The sequence below is a fragment of the Cellulomonas sp. P5_E12 genome (genome assembly GCF_054049315.1).
This window is the reverse complement of record NZ_JBFUMP010000022.1, coordinates 1-14,450: the sequence shown is the minus strand read 5'-3', so window position 1 is coordinate 14,450 and position 14,450 is coordinate 1. Positions and strand designations below refer to the sequence as shown.

Below are 14,450 nucleotides of genomic sequence, written 5' to 3'. Positions count from 1 at the left end.
TCGAGCACCACGAGAGCGAGACATGTCCAGCACCACCACCGCGCCCGAGCCCACCAGCACCGCGGAGCCGACCACACCGAAGATGACCCACCGCGAGGTGCTCGAGTCCCTCTCGGGCATCCTGCTCGGGATGTTCGTCTCGATCCTCGCGACGAGCGTCGTCTCCTCGTCGCTGCCCAAGATCATCTCCGACCTGGGCGGCACGCAGTCGGCCTTCACCTGGGTGGTCACGGCCACCCTGCTGACCACGACCATCTCCACCCCGATCTGGGGCAAGCTGGCCGACCTCGTCGACCGCAAGCTGCTCATCCAGCTCGCGCTGGCCATCTCCGTGCTGTCGTCGGCGCTCGCCGGGCTGTCGCACACCACCGGCATGCTCATCGGCATGCGCGCCCTGCAGGGCATCGGCGCCGGCGGTCTGACCGCGCTGGGCACCATCCTGATCTCCGACATCATCAGCCCCCGCGAGCGCGGCAAGTACATGGGCCTCATGGGCGCCGTCATGGGCATCGGCATGGTCGGCGGCCCGCTGCTCGGCGGCGTCATCACCGACGGCMCGGGTTGGCGCTGGAACTTCTTCATCGGCCTGCCGTTCGCGGTCGCGGCRATCATCGTGCTGCAGCGCACCCTGCACCTGCCCGCGCGCAAGTCCCGCAAGGTGAAGATCGACTACCTCGGCGCCACGCTGATCTCGCTCGGCATCGCGACCCTGCTGCTCTGGATCACGTTCGCCGGCTCCTCGTTCGAGTGGGCCTCGTGGCAGACCGCCGCGATGGTCGGCGGCGCGATCGTCGCCCTCGCCCTCGCCGTGTGGGTGGAGTCCCGCGCCGCGGAGCCGATCATCCCGCTGCACCTGTTCAAGAACCGCACGCTGGTCCTCGCGGTCGTCGCGAGCATCGCGGTCGGCGTCGCACTGTTCGGCACGTCCGTGTTCCTCAGCCAGTACATGCAGCTGGCGCGTGGCAAGACGCCGACGCAGTCCGGCCTGCTCACCATCCCGATGATCGTCGGCCTGCTCGTCTCGTCGACCATCTCCGGGCAGATCATCAGCCGCACCGGCAAGTACAAGAAGTTCATGATCGCCGGCGCCGTCCTGCTCACCTCGGGCCTCGGCCTCATGGGCACCATCCACTTCGACACGAGCTTCGGGCTGGTCGGCCTCTACCTGGTGATCATCGGCGCGGGCGTGGGCATGCTCATGCAGAACCTGGTCCTCGCCGTGCAGAACACCCTGGACGTCAAGGAGATCGGGTCCGGCACCTCGACGGTCGCGTTCTTCCGCACTCTCGGTGGCGCGCTCGGCGTGTCCGCGCTGGGCGTCGTGCTCTCGCACCGGGTGACCACGCTGATCGCCCGCGGGCTCACCGGCCTCGGGATCGACCCGGCCGCCATGGGCTCGAGCGGCGCGATCCCCGACCTGTCGACCCTCCCGGAGAACATCCGCGGGGTCGTCGAGCAGGCGTTCGGCAACGCGATCGCGGACCTGTTCCTCGTCGCCGCGCCCGTCGCGCTGGTCTCGCTGATCGCCGTGCTCTTCCTCAAGGAGGTGCCGCTCGGCAACCGCTCCGGCATCGAGCAGCTGCTCGAGCAGGAGGGTGCGATGCTCGCGCCGGCGACCTCGCAGGACGCCGCCGAGCTCGAGGCCCTCGAGGCCGAGCAGAAGGTCTCCACGAGAGACTGAGCCGGACACGACAGAGCCCCGCCACCGTCACGGTCGCGGGGCTCTGTCTGTCTCTCAGTGCGTGCGGCGCGCCGCTGCGAGGTCCGCGTTGAGCCGCGCCAGCTGACCGGCCAGGGCCTCGATGTCCGAGTCGCTCCACCCGGTCAGCGCGCGGTGCAGGAACGCGCGGCGTGCCTGCTGCGCGGTCTCGTAGCGGTGCCGGCCCTCGTCGGTCAGCTCGAGGAGCTGTCCGCGATAGTCATCGGGATCCGGTCGGCGGGACACCAGCCCGAGGGATCCCAGCCGGGCGAGCTGTCGCGACATGGTGCCGCGGCCGACGCCGATGTTGGTCGCGAGGTCGCTGGCGCGGATGCCCGGGCTCGCCGCGATGAGCGCGAGGAGCGAGTAGGCGGCGGGCTCGAGGTCGGGGTGCACGTCGCGCGAGATCGACGCCGAGGAGGCTTGCGCGCGGCGCAGCAGAAGACCGAGCTCGCGCTCGAGCTGCCGGAACTGTTCGTCGACCACGGTCACATCCTGACGGGACCGGCGCGGAATTCGCTGCACCGCCACCCCGACGGGTGGGCGCGTTTCAGCAGATCACCGCGCAGAAGGGGTGTCAACACCCAGAACGGCTCAGTGCGACCAGGTGGCGCGCTGACGGGCCACGTGGGCGATCGCCGCGATGCGCGGCGGGTCGAGCCGCACGGGCATCGCCCGGAACACCGCCTGCACGTCCTGACGGGTGATCACGAACGCGTCGTGCTGCGGCTGCACCGTGCGCACGTCGAGCTCGCCGTGCACCACGACGACACCGCGGACGGTGATGGCCGCGCACGCCGCCGCGAGCAGCGCCCCCTGCACGCGCGTGGCCTCGAGGCGCGCGTCGCGCAGGTAGGACATGGACCGGCCGTCGACCGCGAGGGTCCGGCCCTCGACGACGATGCGCTGGCCGGAGTGCCGGCGCTCGGCGATGGTGAAGATGCCCGCGGGGCCGATGAGGAGGTGCTCGACCAGGCTGCCCTGCCGGCCCAGCGGCACATCGTGCACCACCTGCCAGCCCTCGTCGCCGAGGCGCTCGAGCCGGGTGCGCACCGAGCTGCCGCGCTCGGAGCGGATGGTCGCGAGGTCGATGGCGTCCCAGTCCGTCCCGCCGAGCCACGCCTGGAGCGCCGCCTCGTCGTTCGGGGCCAGGGAACCGGAGGCCTGCGTCGGCAGCGTCATCGCCAGCTCGGCCACGTCGGCCCGCAGGTACGCCTGAGCCGCGCGGCGCAGCCCGCTCTCGAAGTGGGGGTCGTCGACGACGACCTCTCCCGACTGCAGGTCGACCGAACCGACGCGGGCGCCGGTCTCCTGCGTGACATAGAGACGGTCAGCGCCGTAGCGCCTCCACCGTCGCACCGTCAGGACATCTTCCACGTCTGCATTATCGGCACCGGGGCGACGCGACTTCAGCCCTGTCGACCATCCGGACGTCACCCGTCCGGGGTGTCGAGCCCGGCGCGCCGGACGACACCCCGAACGGACGCGCTCAGGCGGACGGCTCGAACGTCAGGCTCACCGAGTTCATGCAGAACCGGTCGCCGGTCGGGGTCTGCGGGGCGTCGTCGAACACGTGCCCGAGGTGCGAGCCGCACCTGGCGCAGCGCACCTCGGTGCGGACCATCCCCAGGGTGCGGTCGCTGATGAGCTCGACCTTGTCGCCGGCCAGCGGGGAGAAGAAGCTGGGCCAGCCGCAGTGCGAGTCGAACTTCGTGTCGGAGCGGAACAGCTCGTTGCCGCACGCCCGACAGCGGTAGACCCCCTCGCGCTTCTCGTCCAGCAGCTCCCCGGTCCACGCGCGCTCGGTCCCGGCGCGGCGCAGCACGGCGAACTCTCGGGGCTCCAGCTCCAGGGCCCACTGCTCGTCGGTCTTGGTCACCTCGTACGTCATCGGATCCTCCAGAAGAAGTTGGCGTCCCCTGCAACCGCGCGGCGCGTCGGGACGTTCCCGACGCGCCGGGACAATCCTCTGACCTGGGGTGTCGCTGTTGGGCGCTCGTACCGCATACTCTCGCCCTCAACGCGGCCCCCTCCCGACCCGCGTTCACCCAGCTCGTGAGGTCCCACGTGCCAAGAGCCACCCGCCGCCGCTGGCCGCTGACCCGCTCGTTCGCGGTCATCAGCAGCACGGCCATGGTCGTGCTCGGGTGCGCCCTCGTCTGGGTCACGTGGAGCGTCATGGGGCAGCAGTCGATGCGCGACGGGACCGCGACGGCGCAGACCGTGCAGACCTACGCGACGGCGCCCGTGCCGACCACCTCGTTCCTCGCGCCCGACGTGCTGACGCCGGCGCAGTCGGACGCCGTGCTGGCCGCCACGTCCGGGTTCGAGGAGCGGCTGGTCGAGCTGCGGCTCTGGGCGCTGGACGGGTCGCTCATCTACAGCTCCGAGCCGGGCACCACCACCGGCTTCCCCGACGGCGCCCGGCTCGACCTGGTGACCACGGAGGGGGCCTCCGACGCGCAGGTGATCACCGACGTGCGCGGCGACAACGCCGATGCCGTCGGCGGCACGGAACGCGAGGTGCTCGACGTCTACGTGCCGGTGCACGCCAAGGACACCCTGGCCGCCGGGCCCGCGACGGGCGGTCAGAAGATCGTCGGCGCCGCCGAGGTGATGCTGGACCACACCGCCGCCAGCGCCGCCCTCTCCGACGCCGTGCGCACGGTGTCTCTGGTCGTGGCCCTCGGGCTGCTCGCCCTGTGGCTCGTGCTGTTCCGGACCGTCTTCACCGCGTCCCGACGCCTGCACGCCACGGCGCTGGAGAACGCGCGGCTCGCGCTCCTCGACTCGCTCACCGGTCTGCCCAACCGACGCATGCTGGCCGAGCGGATGCGCCGGACCATCCTCGAGGCGAACGAGACGGGCTCGCGCGTCGGCCTGATGCTGCTCGACATCGACCGGTTCAAGGACATCAACGACTCGCTCGGACACGACCGCGGCGACGAGCTGCTGGAGCAGGTCGCGGAGCGGCTGCGCGGCGCGCTGCGGGACGACGACATCGTCGCGCGCCTCGGCGGTGACGAGTTCGCCATCCTGCTGCCCGACGTGCGCTCCGTGGCCAACGCCGAGCACCTGGCGCGCCGGGTGCGGGGGCTCTTCGTACCGCCGTTCATGCTGGGCGAGCTGCCTCTGCACGTCGACACGTCGGTCGGCGTGGCGTGCCTGCCCGACCACGCGACCGACCCGTCGTCGCTCATGCGGACCGCGGACGTCGCGATGTACGCCGCCAAGCACCACCGCACCGGCGTCTCGGTGTACTCGGCCGACGAGGACGACTCGTCGCCCGCACGCCTGGTCCTGCTGGGCGACCTGCACCGCGCGCTGACCCCCGCCCCGCACGCCGAGCGCGAGCTCCGGATGCACTACCAGCCGAAGATCGAGCTGGCGACGGGACGGACGGTCGGGCTCGAGGCCCTGATGCGCTGGGTGCACCCGACGCGCGGGGTCCTGCCGCCCACCACCTTCATCCCGTTGGCCGAGCAGTCCGGCCTGATCCACGACATCACCCGGTTCGCCCTCACGGAGTGCGTGACGCAGCTGGCCGCCTGGCGGGCGGACGGCCGCGCGACCCCGGTGGCGGTCAACCTCTCGGCGCACGACGTGACGACGCCTGCCGTGGTCGACCTCATCGAGGCGCTCCTGGAGGAGCACGCCGTGCCGCCCGACCTGCTCGAGGTCGAGATCACGGAGACGGCCCTCGTGGCCGACCCCTCCCGGGTGGTGCCGGTGCTCGAGCGGCTCGGCGCTCTGGGCGTCCGGGTGGCCATCGACGACTTCGGGATCGGCAACACGTCCATCTCCCAGCTGCGGGACCTGCCCGTGGACGAGCTGAAGATCGACCGGCTGTTCGTGGGCGACCTCGGTGCGGACGGTCGGGAGGGCTCCGAGGTCGTCGTGCAGGCGATGGTCGACCTGGCCCACTCGTTCGACCTGCGTGTCGTCGCCGAGGGCGTCGAGGACGAGGCCACGGCCGTGATCCTGCGACGGCTCGGCGTCGACCAGGCACAGGGGTTCCTGTACTCGCAGGCGGTGCCGGCCGGCGACCTTCCCCTGGCACTGTCGGTCCCGCGACCGCGCCGAGATCGCGGCAGCAGGGGCGGTGTGGCAGTCGCCGCGCCGCGGTCGACGACGCGACGTGCGCGAACCCCGCGGTCACCCGGCGCAGACTCCACGAACGAGTGAGTACCGTGCGTTCGCCTCAAGTCGGGCCCCTGCGGTGCCGATGCAACAGTCTCGACTCTCGCCCCTAGGAGGGTTCTCGCATGATGGACGACCTGCTGCAGGAGATGATCGACCCGGCTCCCGTGCACCGCGACGCGGCTCGTCGTCGGCGCCTCTGGACCACCGTGGCGATCGTCGGTCTCGCCGCCGTCGGCGCGACGGCCCTGACGACGTCGGCCATCTTCACGGACAACGACTCGGCGTCGGCCGACATCCAGACCGGCACCGTGGACCTCTCCGTCAACGACCCGGCGACCTTCGCGTTCCAGCCCCAGAACCTGGTGCCGGGCGACACGACCTACGCGCCGCTGGTGGTCAGGAGCAACGGGTCGCTCGAGCTGCGGTACTCGATCTCCTACAAGGCGGAGCAGATCGCTGCGACCGCCGCGCCGCCCACCCTGCTCGACCCGGCGGGCGCGCCCGTCGCCAGCGGTGGGGACCTGCGCACCGTCCTGCAGCTGCGCATGTACGAGGTGCCGTCGGGGCAGTGCAACGACGCGGGCACGGGTGGGCTGCTCACGCCGAGCACCCCGTTGAACGCGGCCGGCACCATCTCGCCGTGGCCCGCCGTCGAGACGCCGCTGGTCGGCAGCAACGCCCCCGGCCAGCAGACCGGTGACCGGGTGATGCCCGCCGCCTCCGCACCCGTCGAGCTCTGCGCCCGCGTCGACTTCCCGCAGGGGCCCAACGACAACGCGTTCCAGGCCGCCGGGGTGAAGCTCGACCTGACGTTCAACGCCGAGCAGACGGCCCACAACCCCTGATCCTCATGACCTCCTGGTCGGACGGGCAACCAGACGCCCCCGCCGTCGACCGTCGCGCGCCGCGCGTGACCGGTCGGCGGCGTTCTGGTGCCCCGAAGCCGACGTGGCGACGGCTGGTCGGGGTCGCGCTCTGGACGGTCGTCGTGCTCTGCGGCACGGCCTACGCCGTCTCGCTGGCGGTCCCGCTCTGGTTCCAGGTGCACCACCAGCGCCTGCTGATCGTGACGTCCGGCTCCATGGCGCCGAAGTTCGACGCCGGCGACGCCGTCGTCCTGCGCGCCATCTCCGACGAGTCGGACCTCAAGGTCGGCCAGGTGATCTCGTTCTGGCCCATCGGCTCGGACGAGCTGGTCACCCACCGCATCGTGGCACTGCGCAAGCTCCCCGACCTCAAGCAGGACGACGCGACGGGCAACATGGTGCGGAAGCTGGGCCCGGACGGGACGCCGCTGACGAAGTCCTACGTCATCACCAAGGGCGACGCCAACAAGGACCCCGACGTCAACGCCACCCCCATCACCCGGATCCGCGGCGTGCAGCTGGCCGTGCACCGGGGCTGGGGCTGGGTCCTGCAGTGGGCGGGATCCCCGCGGGGACGCGCCGTGATGCTGGTCCCTCCGCTCGTCGCACTCGCTACGCTCGAGCTGCTCGCGATGAGCGACGGGCGTCGTGCCCGTCGCGAGCGCCCCGCGCAGGACGGCACCGACAGGAGGGTCGATGAGTTCCTTCTCGACTGAGCCGCCGCGCGATGCCGAGACGACGCCGCGCACGTTCTGGTCGGTCGACCCGGGCGGCCTCGTCCGGCTGGGCGTGGTGCTCGCCTTCGCCGTGGCGGCGCTGCTGAGCCCGCTCGTCGGCACGACGTCCGCCCAGTTCACCGACACCACCGACGTGTCGATCACGTTCTCCGTCGAGCCGAGCCCGACCCCGACCCCGTAGGGCTCAGGGCCGGGCTCGACGGCCCGGCGTCAGGACCGCACGCCCCGCGCCGCGAGCAGCACGGCGTCGGGGTCGTAGACCATCGACACGGTCTCCAGGCGGCGCGCCACCTCGGGGGTGAACACCCGCTCGGCCCACTCCTGCCCCGCGGAGTCCGTGAAGTTGGGCAGACCCCCGTCGCGTGCCCACGGCGCCATGCCGTCGTGCACCCGCGCGGTGTCCCGGGTGACCACCTGCACGATCTCCGGGATGAGCACTCCGATGGTGAACAGAGAGAACGCGGCGTTGCGGTGGGCGAAGGCACTGGGCACGCCACGGTCGTCGCGGATCCTCCCGCCCAGCTGCCGCACCTCGACCATGGCCTGAGCGGACTGCGCGTCAGGGCCCACGAGCTCCAGCAGCCGGTCGGCGGCGTGGAGGTCGAACTCGTCCAGCAGGCTGTGCTGCTCGTGCAGCGGCATCGGGTCGACCGGATCGGAGTGCACAGTGCCGAGCGCCGCGTACGGCATGACCTGCACGGTGTCGATGAGCGGCGTCCCCAGGCAGCGGATCGCCCGGATCATCTCCTCGCCGACGGCCGGGTCGCCGGTCCAGGCGAACCGCACGGAGACGGAGGTCCTCCCCCGCAGCGGCTCGGGGAACATCGGCATGTCGGGCAGCCGCATGATCGCGATCGACGTGGTGCCCTCGTCGGGCAGCAGCTCGCACCACTGGCTCCACGTGCGGACGACGGCGGCGGTGTCGGTGTCGGCGAACCACAGCGCGCCGGCGTACAGCGTGGCCTGCTCGACCAGGTCGATCTCGACCGCGGTGACGATGCCGAGGGTGCCCTTGCCGCCGCGCAGGCCCCAGAACAGGTCGGGGTGGCTGGTCGCCGTGACCCGGCGGATCGCGCCGTCCCCGGTGACCACCTCGAACGCGCGGACCGTGTCCGACGCGAGCCCGTGCGTGCGGGCGACCGGGCCGAGCCCGCCGCCCGTGAGGTAGCCGACGACGCCGACGTCCGGCGACGAGCCCGCGAGGCCGGCGAGCCCGTACGGCGCGCAGGCCTCGAGGACGGCGCCCCACCTCACGCCGGCGCCGATGCGCGCCCAGCGCTCGTCGGCGTGGACGGTGAGCTCGTCGAGGGCGCCGGTGCTCACCAGGATCGCGTCCTGCATGGTCTCGGTGGCGCCGTGGCCGGTGCCCTGGACCGCGACGCGCAGGCCGGCGGTGGCCGCGAGGCGCAGCGTCCGGCTGATGTCCTCGGCGCCGCGCGCGGCCACGACGGCCGCGGGGCGGATCGCCTTGATGAGGTTGCTGGTGCCCGTGCGGGCGGCGTACGCCTCGGTCCCGGGCAGGTGCACCGGGATGCCGGAGTCGGCGAGCGCCTGGATGGCTGCGGCGGCGGCGGGACGGTAGTCCGCACCGATCTGCGAGCTGAGGATGGTCATGGTCGTGCCCTTTCCTGTCCGCGCCGTCGTTCGGCGCACGGGCAGAAAGGGACGCGTACATCACGCCTGATACATCCGAGTTGTCCGAAGTTGCGGAAGGGCTGCGTCGCCGGGGAATAGGTCCGGGGTGGGCCCTGTTGAGCGGCAAGTACATGCAAACGCATGAACCTCTAGCGAGTGAGGCGTGAGATGCAGTTCGGGATCTTCACCGTCGGCGACGTCACCACCGATCCGACCACCGGCCGGACGCCGGACGACACGGAGCGGGTGCGCAACATGCTCACCATCGCCCAGCACGCGGACGCCGCGGGCCTGGACGTCTTCGCGACGGGCGAGCACCACAACCCGCCGTTCGTGCCCTCGTCACCCACCACGATGCTCGGCTACCTCGCGGGCACGACGAAGAACATCATCCTGTCGACCGCGACCACGCTGATCACGACCAACGACCCGGTGCGCCTGGCCGAGGAGTACGCGATGCTCCAGGTCATCTCCGACGGTCGCATGGACCTCATGATGGGCCGCGGCAACACCGGCCCCGTGTACCCGTGGTTCGGCCAGGACATCCGCCAGGGCATCCCGCTGGCTATCGAGAACTACGCGCTGCTGCGCCGCCTCTGGGAGGAGGAGGTCGTGGACTGGGAGGGCAAGTTCCGCACCCCGCTGCAGGGCTTCACCTCGACCCCGCGCCCGCTCGACGGCGTCCCGCCGTTCGTGTGGCACGGCTCGATCCGGAGCCCCGAGATCGCCGAGCAGGCCGCCTACTACGGTGACGGCTTCCTGCACAACGCGATCTTCTGGCCGCTCGAGCACGCCGCGCAGATGGTGAACTTCTACCGCCAGCGCTACGAGCACTACGGGCACGGCCAGGCCGACCAGGCCATCGTCGGGCTCGGCGGGCAGGTGTTCATGAACAAGAACTCGCAGGACGCCGTCAAGGAGTTCCGGCCCTACTTCGACAACGCGCCCGTCTACGGGCACGGTCCGTCGATGGAGGACTTCATGCGCGACACCCCGCTGACCGTGGGCAGCCCGCAGCAGGTCATCGACCGCTACGGCAAGTTCCGCGACCAGGTCGGGCACTACCAGCGCCAGATGTTCCTGATGGACCACGCCGGCCTGCCGCTCAAGACGGTGCTCGAGCAGATCGACATCCTCGCGACGGAGGTCGTCCCGGTGCTGCGCGCCGAGGCCGAGTCCGCGCGTCCCGCGCACGTGCCGGCGAACCCGCCGACCCACGCCGAGCGGGTGGCGAAGGCCGTGGCCGCGGGTACCGTGCGTGAGCAGACCGTCGGCGCGACCGACGACTACACCGGCCTCCGGGCCGAGGACTCGCTGTCCTCATGACCTCGTCTTCGTCTTCACTGTTCGGGAAAGGGACCACGATGAGCGACCGCTCGATCGTCGTCATCTCGGCCGGGCTGTCCCAGCCCTCGTCCACGCGTCTGCTGGCCGACCGCCTCGCCGACGCGACCGTCACCGAGCTCGCCGCGCGCGGCATCACCGCGCACGTCGAGACGGTGGAGCTGCGCGACGTCGCCCACGAGGTGGTCAACATGACCCTCACGGGCTTCGCCTCCGGCCCGCTCACGGAGGTCATCGAGAAGGTCACGGCCGCCGACGGCGTCATCGCCGTCACGCCCATCTTCTCGGCCTCGTACTCCGGGCTGTTCAAGTCGTTCGTCGACATCCTCGACAAGGACGCCCTCGTCGGGCGACCCGTGCTCGTCGGGGCGACGGGCGGCACCGGGCGGCACTCGCTGGCGCTCGAGTACGCGCTGCGGCCGCTGTTCGCCTACCTGCGAGCCGACGTCGCCGGCACGGCCGTGTTCGCGGCCACCGACGACTGGGCCGACGGCGGCGGCGACGACGTCAACCCGCTGCCCTCGAGGATCCGCCGCGCGGGCCGCGAGCTGGCCGAGATGGTGGCCGACCGGGAGCCCTCCGCCCCCGTCGGGCTCTACGACGCCGTGCCCTCGTTCGACCAGCTGCTCGGCGGCGCCTGAGCTCTCACGACGAAGGGGCCCGACTCGCGTCGGGCCCCTTCGTCGATCTACCGGGCTGCGTTACTGCGGGCTGAGCGTGAAGGCCGAGCCCGTGGCGGCCGGCTCGACGTCGAGTCGCTGGTCGGCCAGTGTGAGCGACGCCTCGGGGTCGACGTACACGCGGGTCGAGCCGTCGGTCACCACGTCGTCGCCCGGGAGCGGCTCAGGGACGAGCGCGAGCTCGAAGCCGCCGGCCTCCTGCTGGGCGATCCGGAGGCCGCCCGTGTCGTCGGGCAGTCCGGCCTTCGTCGTGAGCGTGTGGACGGCGGTGCGGGCGCTGTCAGTCAGGGTGAGCACAGTGGCTCTCCTTCCGTTGCCGGGGGCGCCACCCCTCGCGGGGCGGCTCGTCGGACACCTCTACGGTCACCACGGCCGGCCGAGCCGCGCAACTCGGCGTCCGCTGGGCGAGACCTTCGGCGTCCAGACTGTCCGAGCGGTCGCGAGGGGCGGCCCGACGTCCCTATGCTCCGCCCTCGCCGCGGCGCTAGCGTCGACTTCCATGCCGATCCCTCTGTGGGTCACGCGGGTCAACCGGCGTGTCACCAACCCGATCCTCGGCGTCCTGTCCGACCGGCTCCCCCCGCTCGCGACGCTGCACCACACCGGTCGGCGCAGCGGTCGACGCTTCCGCACGCCGTTGTTCGCGTTTCCCACGCGGCGGGGTGTCGTCATCGCTCTGACCTACGGCCCGCACGTGCAGTGGCTGCAGAACGTGTCGGCGGTCGGCGCCGAGGCGCGGATGGTCCGGCGCGGGACGGTCCTCGCGCTGAGCCACCCCGTCCGGCTGCACGGCGAGGCCGGCGCGCGCCTGGTGCCCGGCGTGATCCGCGTGGCGCTCGCCGGCATGCACGTGGACGAGTTCGTCGAGCTCGCCGCTCATCCCGTCCGCCCGACGTCGCCGGTCCGTCGGTCGTCAGAACCCCAGGAGGCGTAGCCATGGTGCGAGAGGGATTTCCCGCGACAACCGTCGAGGAGTACCTCGACGCGGTCCCCGAGACGCAGGGCGCCGCGCTGCGCGCCGTGCGCGACCACTTCCTCGCCGTCGTCCCCGGGGCGGAGCAGGTGATCTCCTACCAGGTGCCGACGATCAAGTACCGCGGTGCCGGTCTGGTGGCGCTCTCCGTCGCGAAGGTGCACTGCAGCGTGCACCTGATGAGCCCGCCCCTGGCGCGCGCGCTGGCCGGAACTCTGACCGAGGGGCACCTGTCAGGCGCGACGCTGCAGTTCGACGCGGCCACGCCGCTCTCCGAGGAGACCGTCCGACTCGTCGCGACCCGGCGCATGGCCGAGGTCGACGCCCGGCTCGACGGCTGACCTCAGCGGCCCGACGGGGAGAAGTGCTGGTAGTCGATCGGCGAGTCCCAGTCGCCGCCCCACTGCCAGCCGACCTGCGCGAAGGCGCGCACAACCTCGTCGCCGGCGTGGATGACGCCTGGGTCGTCCGGGCGGTCGGCGAACGCACGACCGGCGTCCGGTGCAACCGATCCCCCGCTGACGTAGGGGTTCTCCACCGGGTTGAGGTCGATCGCCCGGCCGTAGGCATGCTCCGACCATCCCGTGCCGCCCGTGATCGCCCGGCAGTTGAACGCCGACGTGTTGTCCGCGGCCATCGAGTCGTCGTCGCTCGCCCCGAAGTCGTCGACGAGCCGCAGCGAGCGGACCGGGTAACCCGCGTCGAACAGCGCGTGGAACACCGTCACGACGTCCTGCGCCGCGTCCGCGTGGACCACCAGCTCGCCCTGAGCGTCCGAGCCGTCGAAGGTGCGGTGCGTGACCCTGACGTAGCGGAGGTCCTCCAGCGGCACCGGGCAGCCGGGGCGCCACGACGCGCTCATCCGGTCCGCCAGCTCGGGGGTGATCGCGCTGATCGCGGACGTGAACGCCGGCGCCACCGCGACGACGGGCGGTTCGTCCGCATCAGGCACGAGGGGTGCAGTGACTGGCGTGGGCTCGCTCGTCGGCGAGACGCTGATTTTCGGCGCGCGGCTCGGCATCGACGACGCGCAGCCCGCCAGGGTCGCGACGACGAGAACCATCCCCACCGCCGCGGCCCGCCCCATGCCGCCACTATCCCGCGTTCACACCACGCCGCGCCGGTTGTCGACGATGCCGGACGACACCGTCGTGCCCGCCCACAGCGCCGGGTTGGTGCACCCCTCCGCGCAGTGCATGCCACACGTGGGGCACACCCAGAGCGTGTGGTGCCGGTCGACCGTGCACCCGCACGTGACGAACCGCTCCGACGGCCGGCCCGGCCCGCTCGTGGTCCACCGGTGGCCAGCCGGACAACCCTGCGGCGGCACCCGCACCCAGCCGCGTGGCGTGCGCTGCCACTTCGACCAGTCGATGTCGCGGACCATCGAACAAGTGTACGAGTCCTTCTGTTGGTGCTCCTGGTTGCGTGTCGCGTTTGTGCTGGTCAGGGGGGAATGTCAGTGGTCGGTCGTACAGTTGTTCTATGCCCGGATCGGGCGCTTCGCGCGGCGAGAGGTGGCGGCGATGACGGCAGTTCTGGCCGAGCCCACGCGCGACGGCCTCGCCGCGTACGGAACCGACCACACATACAAGACTTCGGCCCCTAACCCATGGCCGGGTCCGAACCCGGTATCGAGCTCGGGCTCGGCGCCGGGGTCGGGATCGAGCTCGGCCTCGGGATCGAGCTCGGCCTCGGCCTCGGCCTCGGCCTCGGCGAGCATGTCCGCTCCGTTGCCCGACGCGGCCGCCGATGTGCGCGCCTCGTTGCCGGTGGCACCAACCGCTACCTCTACCGCATCGACGCCGCCCGCTCCCTCGGCGCTGGTGTGGGCGGACTCGGGTCACGGTGCTCGCCCAGGTGCGGCGCCCGTTCCGGGGCCGGGTGCGCGGGTGATCGATCTGGCGGCGGTGGAGGACTTCCCGCTGCCCGGGGTCGAGGTTGCCGAGCTGGTGGCGATGCTCGCGTCCGTGCCGGTGGCCGAGGTGTCTGGCGCGGCCCTGGTGAACGCGGTCGCGGCGACACAGCAGGCGATCACCATGCTGCAGGCGCTGCAGGGCTCGTTCGCCTGCGAGCTGGGGGCACGCACCCCGGATGCGTTGCGGCACGTGCCCGATGAGCTGGCGTGCGCCCTGGTGTGCACGAAACGGGCCGCCGAGAACGTCTTCCTGCGGGCCTGGGGTGCCGCCCAGCACCCGGCCGTCGGGGACGCCTGGGCGGCCGGTGCCATCGAGGGGCGCAAGGTCGACGTGATCCTGGACGAGGTCTCCAAGGCCGGTGCCGGCATCGACCCCCACGACCTGGACGTCGCGGTGGCCGACGCGGTGCACCGGGCCGGGGACCTGACCGCCCCGCAGCTGACCCGGCACCTGC

General features: G+C 71.9%; 18 protein-coding genes. 10 read left to right on the top strand and 8 right to left on the bottom strand.

The genetic code is table 11. From position 1 onward, the window contains the following. The first annotated feature begins 22 nt into the window (after positions 1-22). On the top strand, positions 23-1,681 hold the full coding sequence (locus ACXJKA_RS16490) for an MDR family MFS transporter (RefSeq protein ID WP_456826299.1): 1,659 nt from the start codon (positions 23-25) through the stop codon (positions 1,679-1,681). Between the two features lie 54 nt (positions 1,682-1,735). Here ACXJKA_RS16490 and ACXJKA_RS16485 read toward each other — a convergent pair whose 3' ends face one another. The 3 genes from ACXJKA_RS16485 to msrB all read right to left on the bottom strand — a co-directional run bounded on the left by ACXJKA_RS16485 (position 1,736) and on the right by msrB (position 3,590). Then, positions 1,736-2,185 (bottom strand): MarR family winged helix-turn-helix transcriptional regulator, encoded by a 450-nt coding sequence (locus ACXJKA_RS16485; RefSeq protein WP_456826298.1) that lies wholly within the window; start codon positions 2,183-2,185, stop codon positions 1,736-1,738. Between the two features lie 108 nt (positions 2,186-2,293). Then, on the bottom strand, positions 2,294-3,076 hold the full coding sequence (locus ACXJKA_RS16480; RefSeq protein ID WP_456826297.1) for a nuclease-related domain-containing protein: 783 nt from the start codon (positions 3,074-3,076) through the stop codon (positions 2,294-2,296). A 112-nt stretch (positions 3,077-3,188) separates the two neighbouring features. Further along, complete coding sequence (gene msrB / locus ACXJKA_RS16475) at positions 3,189-3,590, bottom strand: peptide-methionine (R)-S-oxide reductase MsrB (RefSeq protein WP_456826296.1); 402 nt, start codon at positions 3,588-3,590, stop codon at positions 3,189-3,191. 176 nt (positions 3,591-3,766) lie between these two features. Between msrB and ACXJKA_RS16470 the strand changes: the two genes are divergently transcribed. The 4 genes from ACXJKA_RS16470 to ACXJKA_RS16455 all read left to right on the top strand — a co-directional run bounded on the left by ACXJKA_RS16470 (position 3,767) and on the right by ACXJKA_RS16455 (position 7,626). Beyond that, on the top strand, positions 3,767-5,884 hold the full coding sequence (locus tag ACXJKA_RS16470; protein ID WP_456826295.1) for a putative bifunctional diguanylate cyclase/phosphodiesterase: 2,118 nt from the start codon (positions 3,767-3,769) through the stop codon (positions 5,882-5,884). Between the two features lie 80 nt (positions 5,885-5,964). Then, entirely contained in the window at positions 5,965-6,687 is a 723-nt protein-coding gene (locus tag ACXJKA_RS16465) for a TasA family protein (protein WP_456826294.1), read from the top strand. Positions 6,688-6,692: 5 nt separating this feature from the next. Further along, positions 6,693-7,424 (top strand): signal peptidase I, encoded by a 732-nt coding sequence (locus tag ACXJKA_RS16460; protein WP_456826293.1) that lies wholly within the window; start codon positions 6,693-6,695, stop codon positions 7,422-7,424. After that, on the top strand, positions 7,405-7,626 hold the full coding sequence (locus tag ACXJKA_RS16455; protein WP_456826292.1) for a hypothetical protein: 222 nt from the start codon (positions 7,405-7,407) through the stop codon (positions 7,624-7,626). The genes ACXJKA_RS16460 and ACXJKA_RS16455 overlap by 20 nt, the downstream gene beginning before the upstream one ends. A 29-nt stretch (positions 7,627-7,655) precedes the next feature. On the opposite strand, the gene ACXJKA_RS16450 is transcribed toward ACXJKA_RS16455, so the two are convergent. Next, on the bottom strand, positions 7,656-9,059 hold the full coding sequence (locus tag ACXJKA_RS16450; RefSeq protein ID WP_456826291.1) for an FAD-binding oxidoreductase: 1,404 nt from the start codon (positions 9,057-9,059) through the stop codon (positions 7,656-7,658). 189 nt (positions 9,060-9,248) lie between these two features. On the opposite strand from ACXJKA_RS16450, the gene ACXJKA_RS16445 reads away from it, so the two are divergent. Beyond that, positions 9,249-10,406 (top strand): LLM class flavin-dependent oxidoreductase, encoded by a 1,158-nt coding sequence (locus ACXJKA_RS16445; RefSeq protein WP_456826327.1) that lies wholly within the window; start codon positions 9,249-9,251, stop codon positions 10,404-10,406. A 38-nt stretch (positions 10,407-10,444) separates the two neighbouring features. Next, complete coding sequence (locus ACXJKA_RS16440) at positions 10,445-11,065, top strand: FMN reductase (protein WP_456826290.1); 621 nt, start codon at positions 10,445-10,447, stop codon at positions 11,063-11,065. Between the two features lie 60 nt (positions 11,066-11,125). Here ACXJKA_RS16440 and ACXJKA_RS16435 read toward each other — a convergent pair whose 3' ends face one another. Next, the gene (locus tag ACXJKA_RS16435) at positions 11,126-11,401 is read right to left on the bottom strand and encodes an adhesin (RefSeq protein ID WP_456826289.1); all 276 of its coding nucleotides are present in this window, start codon (positions 11,399-11,401) and stop codon (positions 11,126-11,128) included. Between the two features lie 202 nt (positions 11,402-11,603). Between ACXJKA_RS16435 and ACXJKA_RS16430 the strand changes: the two genes are divergently transcribed. Both ACXJKA_RS16430 and ACXJKA_RS16425 read left to right on the top strand, forming a co-directional pair. Beyond that, positions 11,604-12,038, top strand: a complete 435-nt coding sequence (locus ACXJKA_RS16430) for a nitroreductase family deazaflavin-dependent oxidoreductase (RefSeq protein ID WP_456826288.1) — start codon at positions 11,604-11,606, stop codon at positions 12,036-12,038. Positions 12,039-12,040: 2 nt separating this feature from the next. Continuing rightward, positions 12,041-12,418: an iron chaperone gene (locus ACXJKA_RS16425; protein ID WP_456826287.1), complete on the top strand. Its 378-nt coding sequence runs from the start codon at positions 12,041-12,043 to the stop codon at positions 12,416-12,418. A 2-nt stretch (positions 12,419-12,420) separates the two neighbouring features. On the opposite strand, the gene ACXJKA_RS16420 is transcribed toward ACXJKA_RS16425, so the two are convergent. The 3 genes from ACXJKA_RS16420 to ACXJKA_RS16410 form a co-directional block, all read right to left on the bottom strand. Beyond that, on the bottom strand, positions 12,421-13,029 hold the full coding sequence (locus ACXJKA_RS16420; RefSeq protein ID WP_456826286.1) for a M15 family metallopeptidase: 609 nt from the start codon (positions 13,027-13,029) through the stop codon (positions 12,421-12,423). Positions 13,030-13,182: 153 nt separating this feature from the next. Further along, the gene (locus ACXJKA_RS16415) at positions 13,183-13,464 is read right to left on the bottom strand and encodes a hypothetical protein (protein ID WP_456826285.1); all 282 of its coding nucleotides are present in this window, start codon (positions 13,462-13,464) and stop codon (positions 13,183-13,185) included. Between the two features lie 96 nt (positions 13,465-13,560). Continuing rightward, positions 13,561-13,800: a hypothetical protein gene (locus ACXJKA_RS16410; protein WP_456826284.1), complete on the bottom strand. Its 240-nt coding sequence runs from the start codon at positions 13,798-13,800 to the stop codon at positions 13,561-13,563. Positions 13,801-13,969: 169 nt separating this feature from the next. On the opposite strand from ACXJKA_RS16410, the gene ACXJKA_RS16405 reads away from it, so the two are divergent. Then, the coding region (locus tag ACXJKA_RS16405; protein WP_456826283.1) for a hypothetical protein at positions 13,970-14,450 on the top strand (481 nt) is incomplete at its 3' end.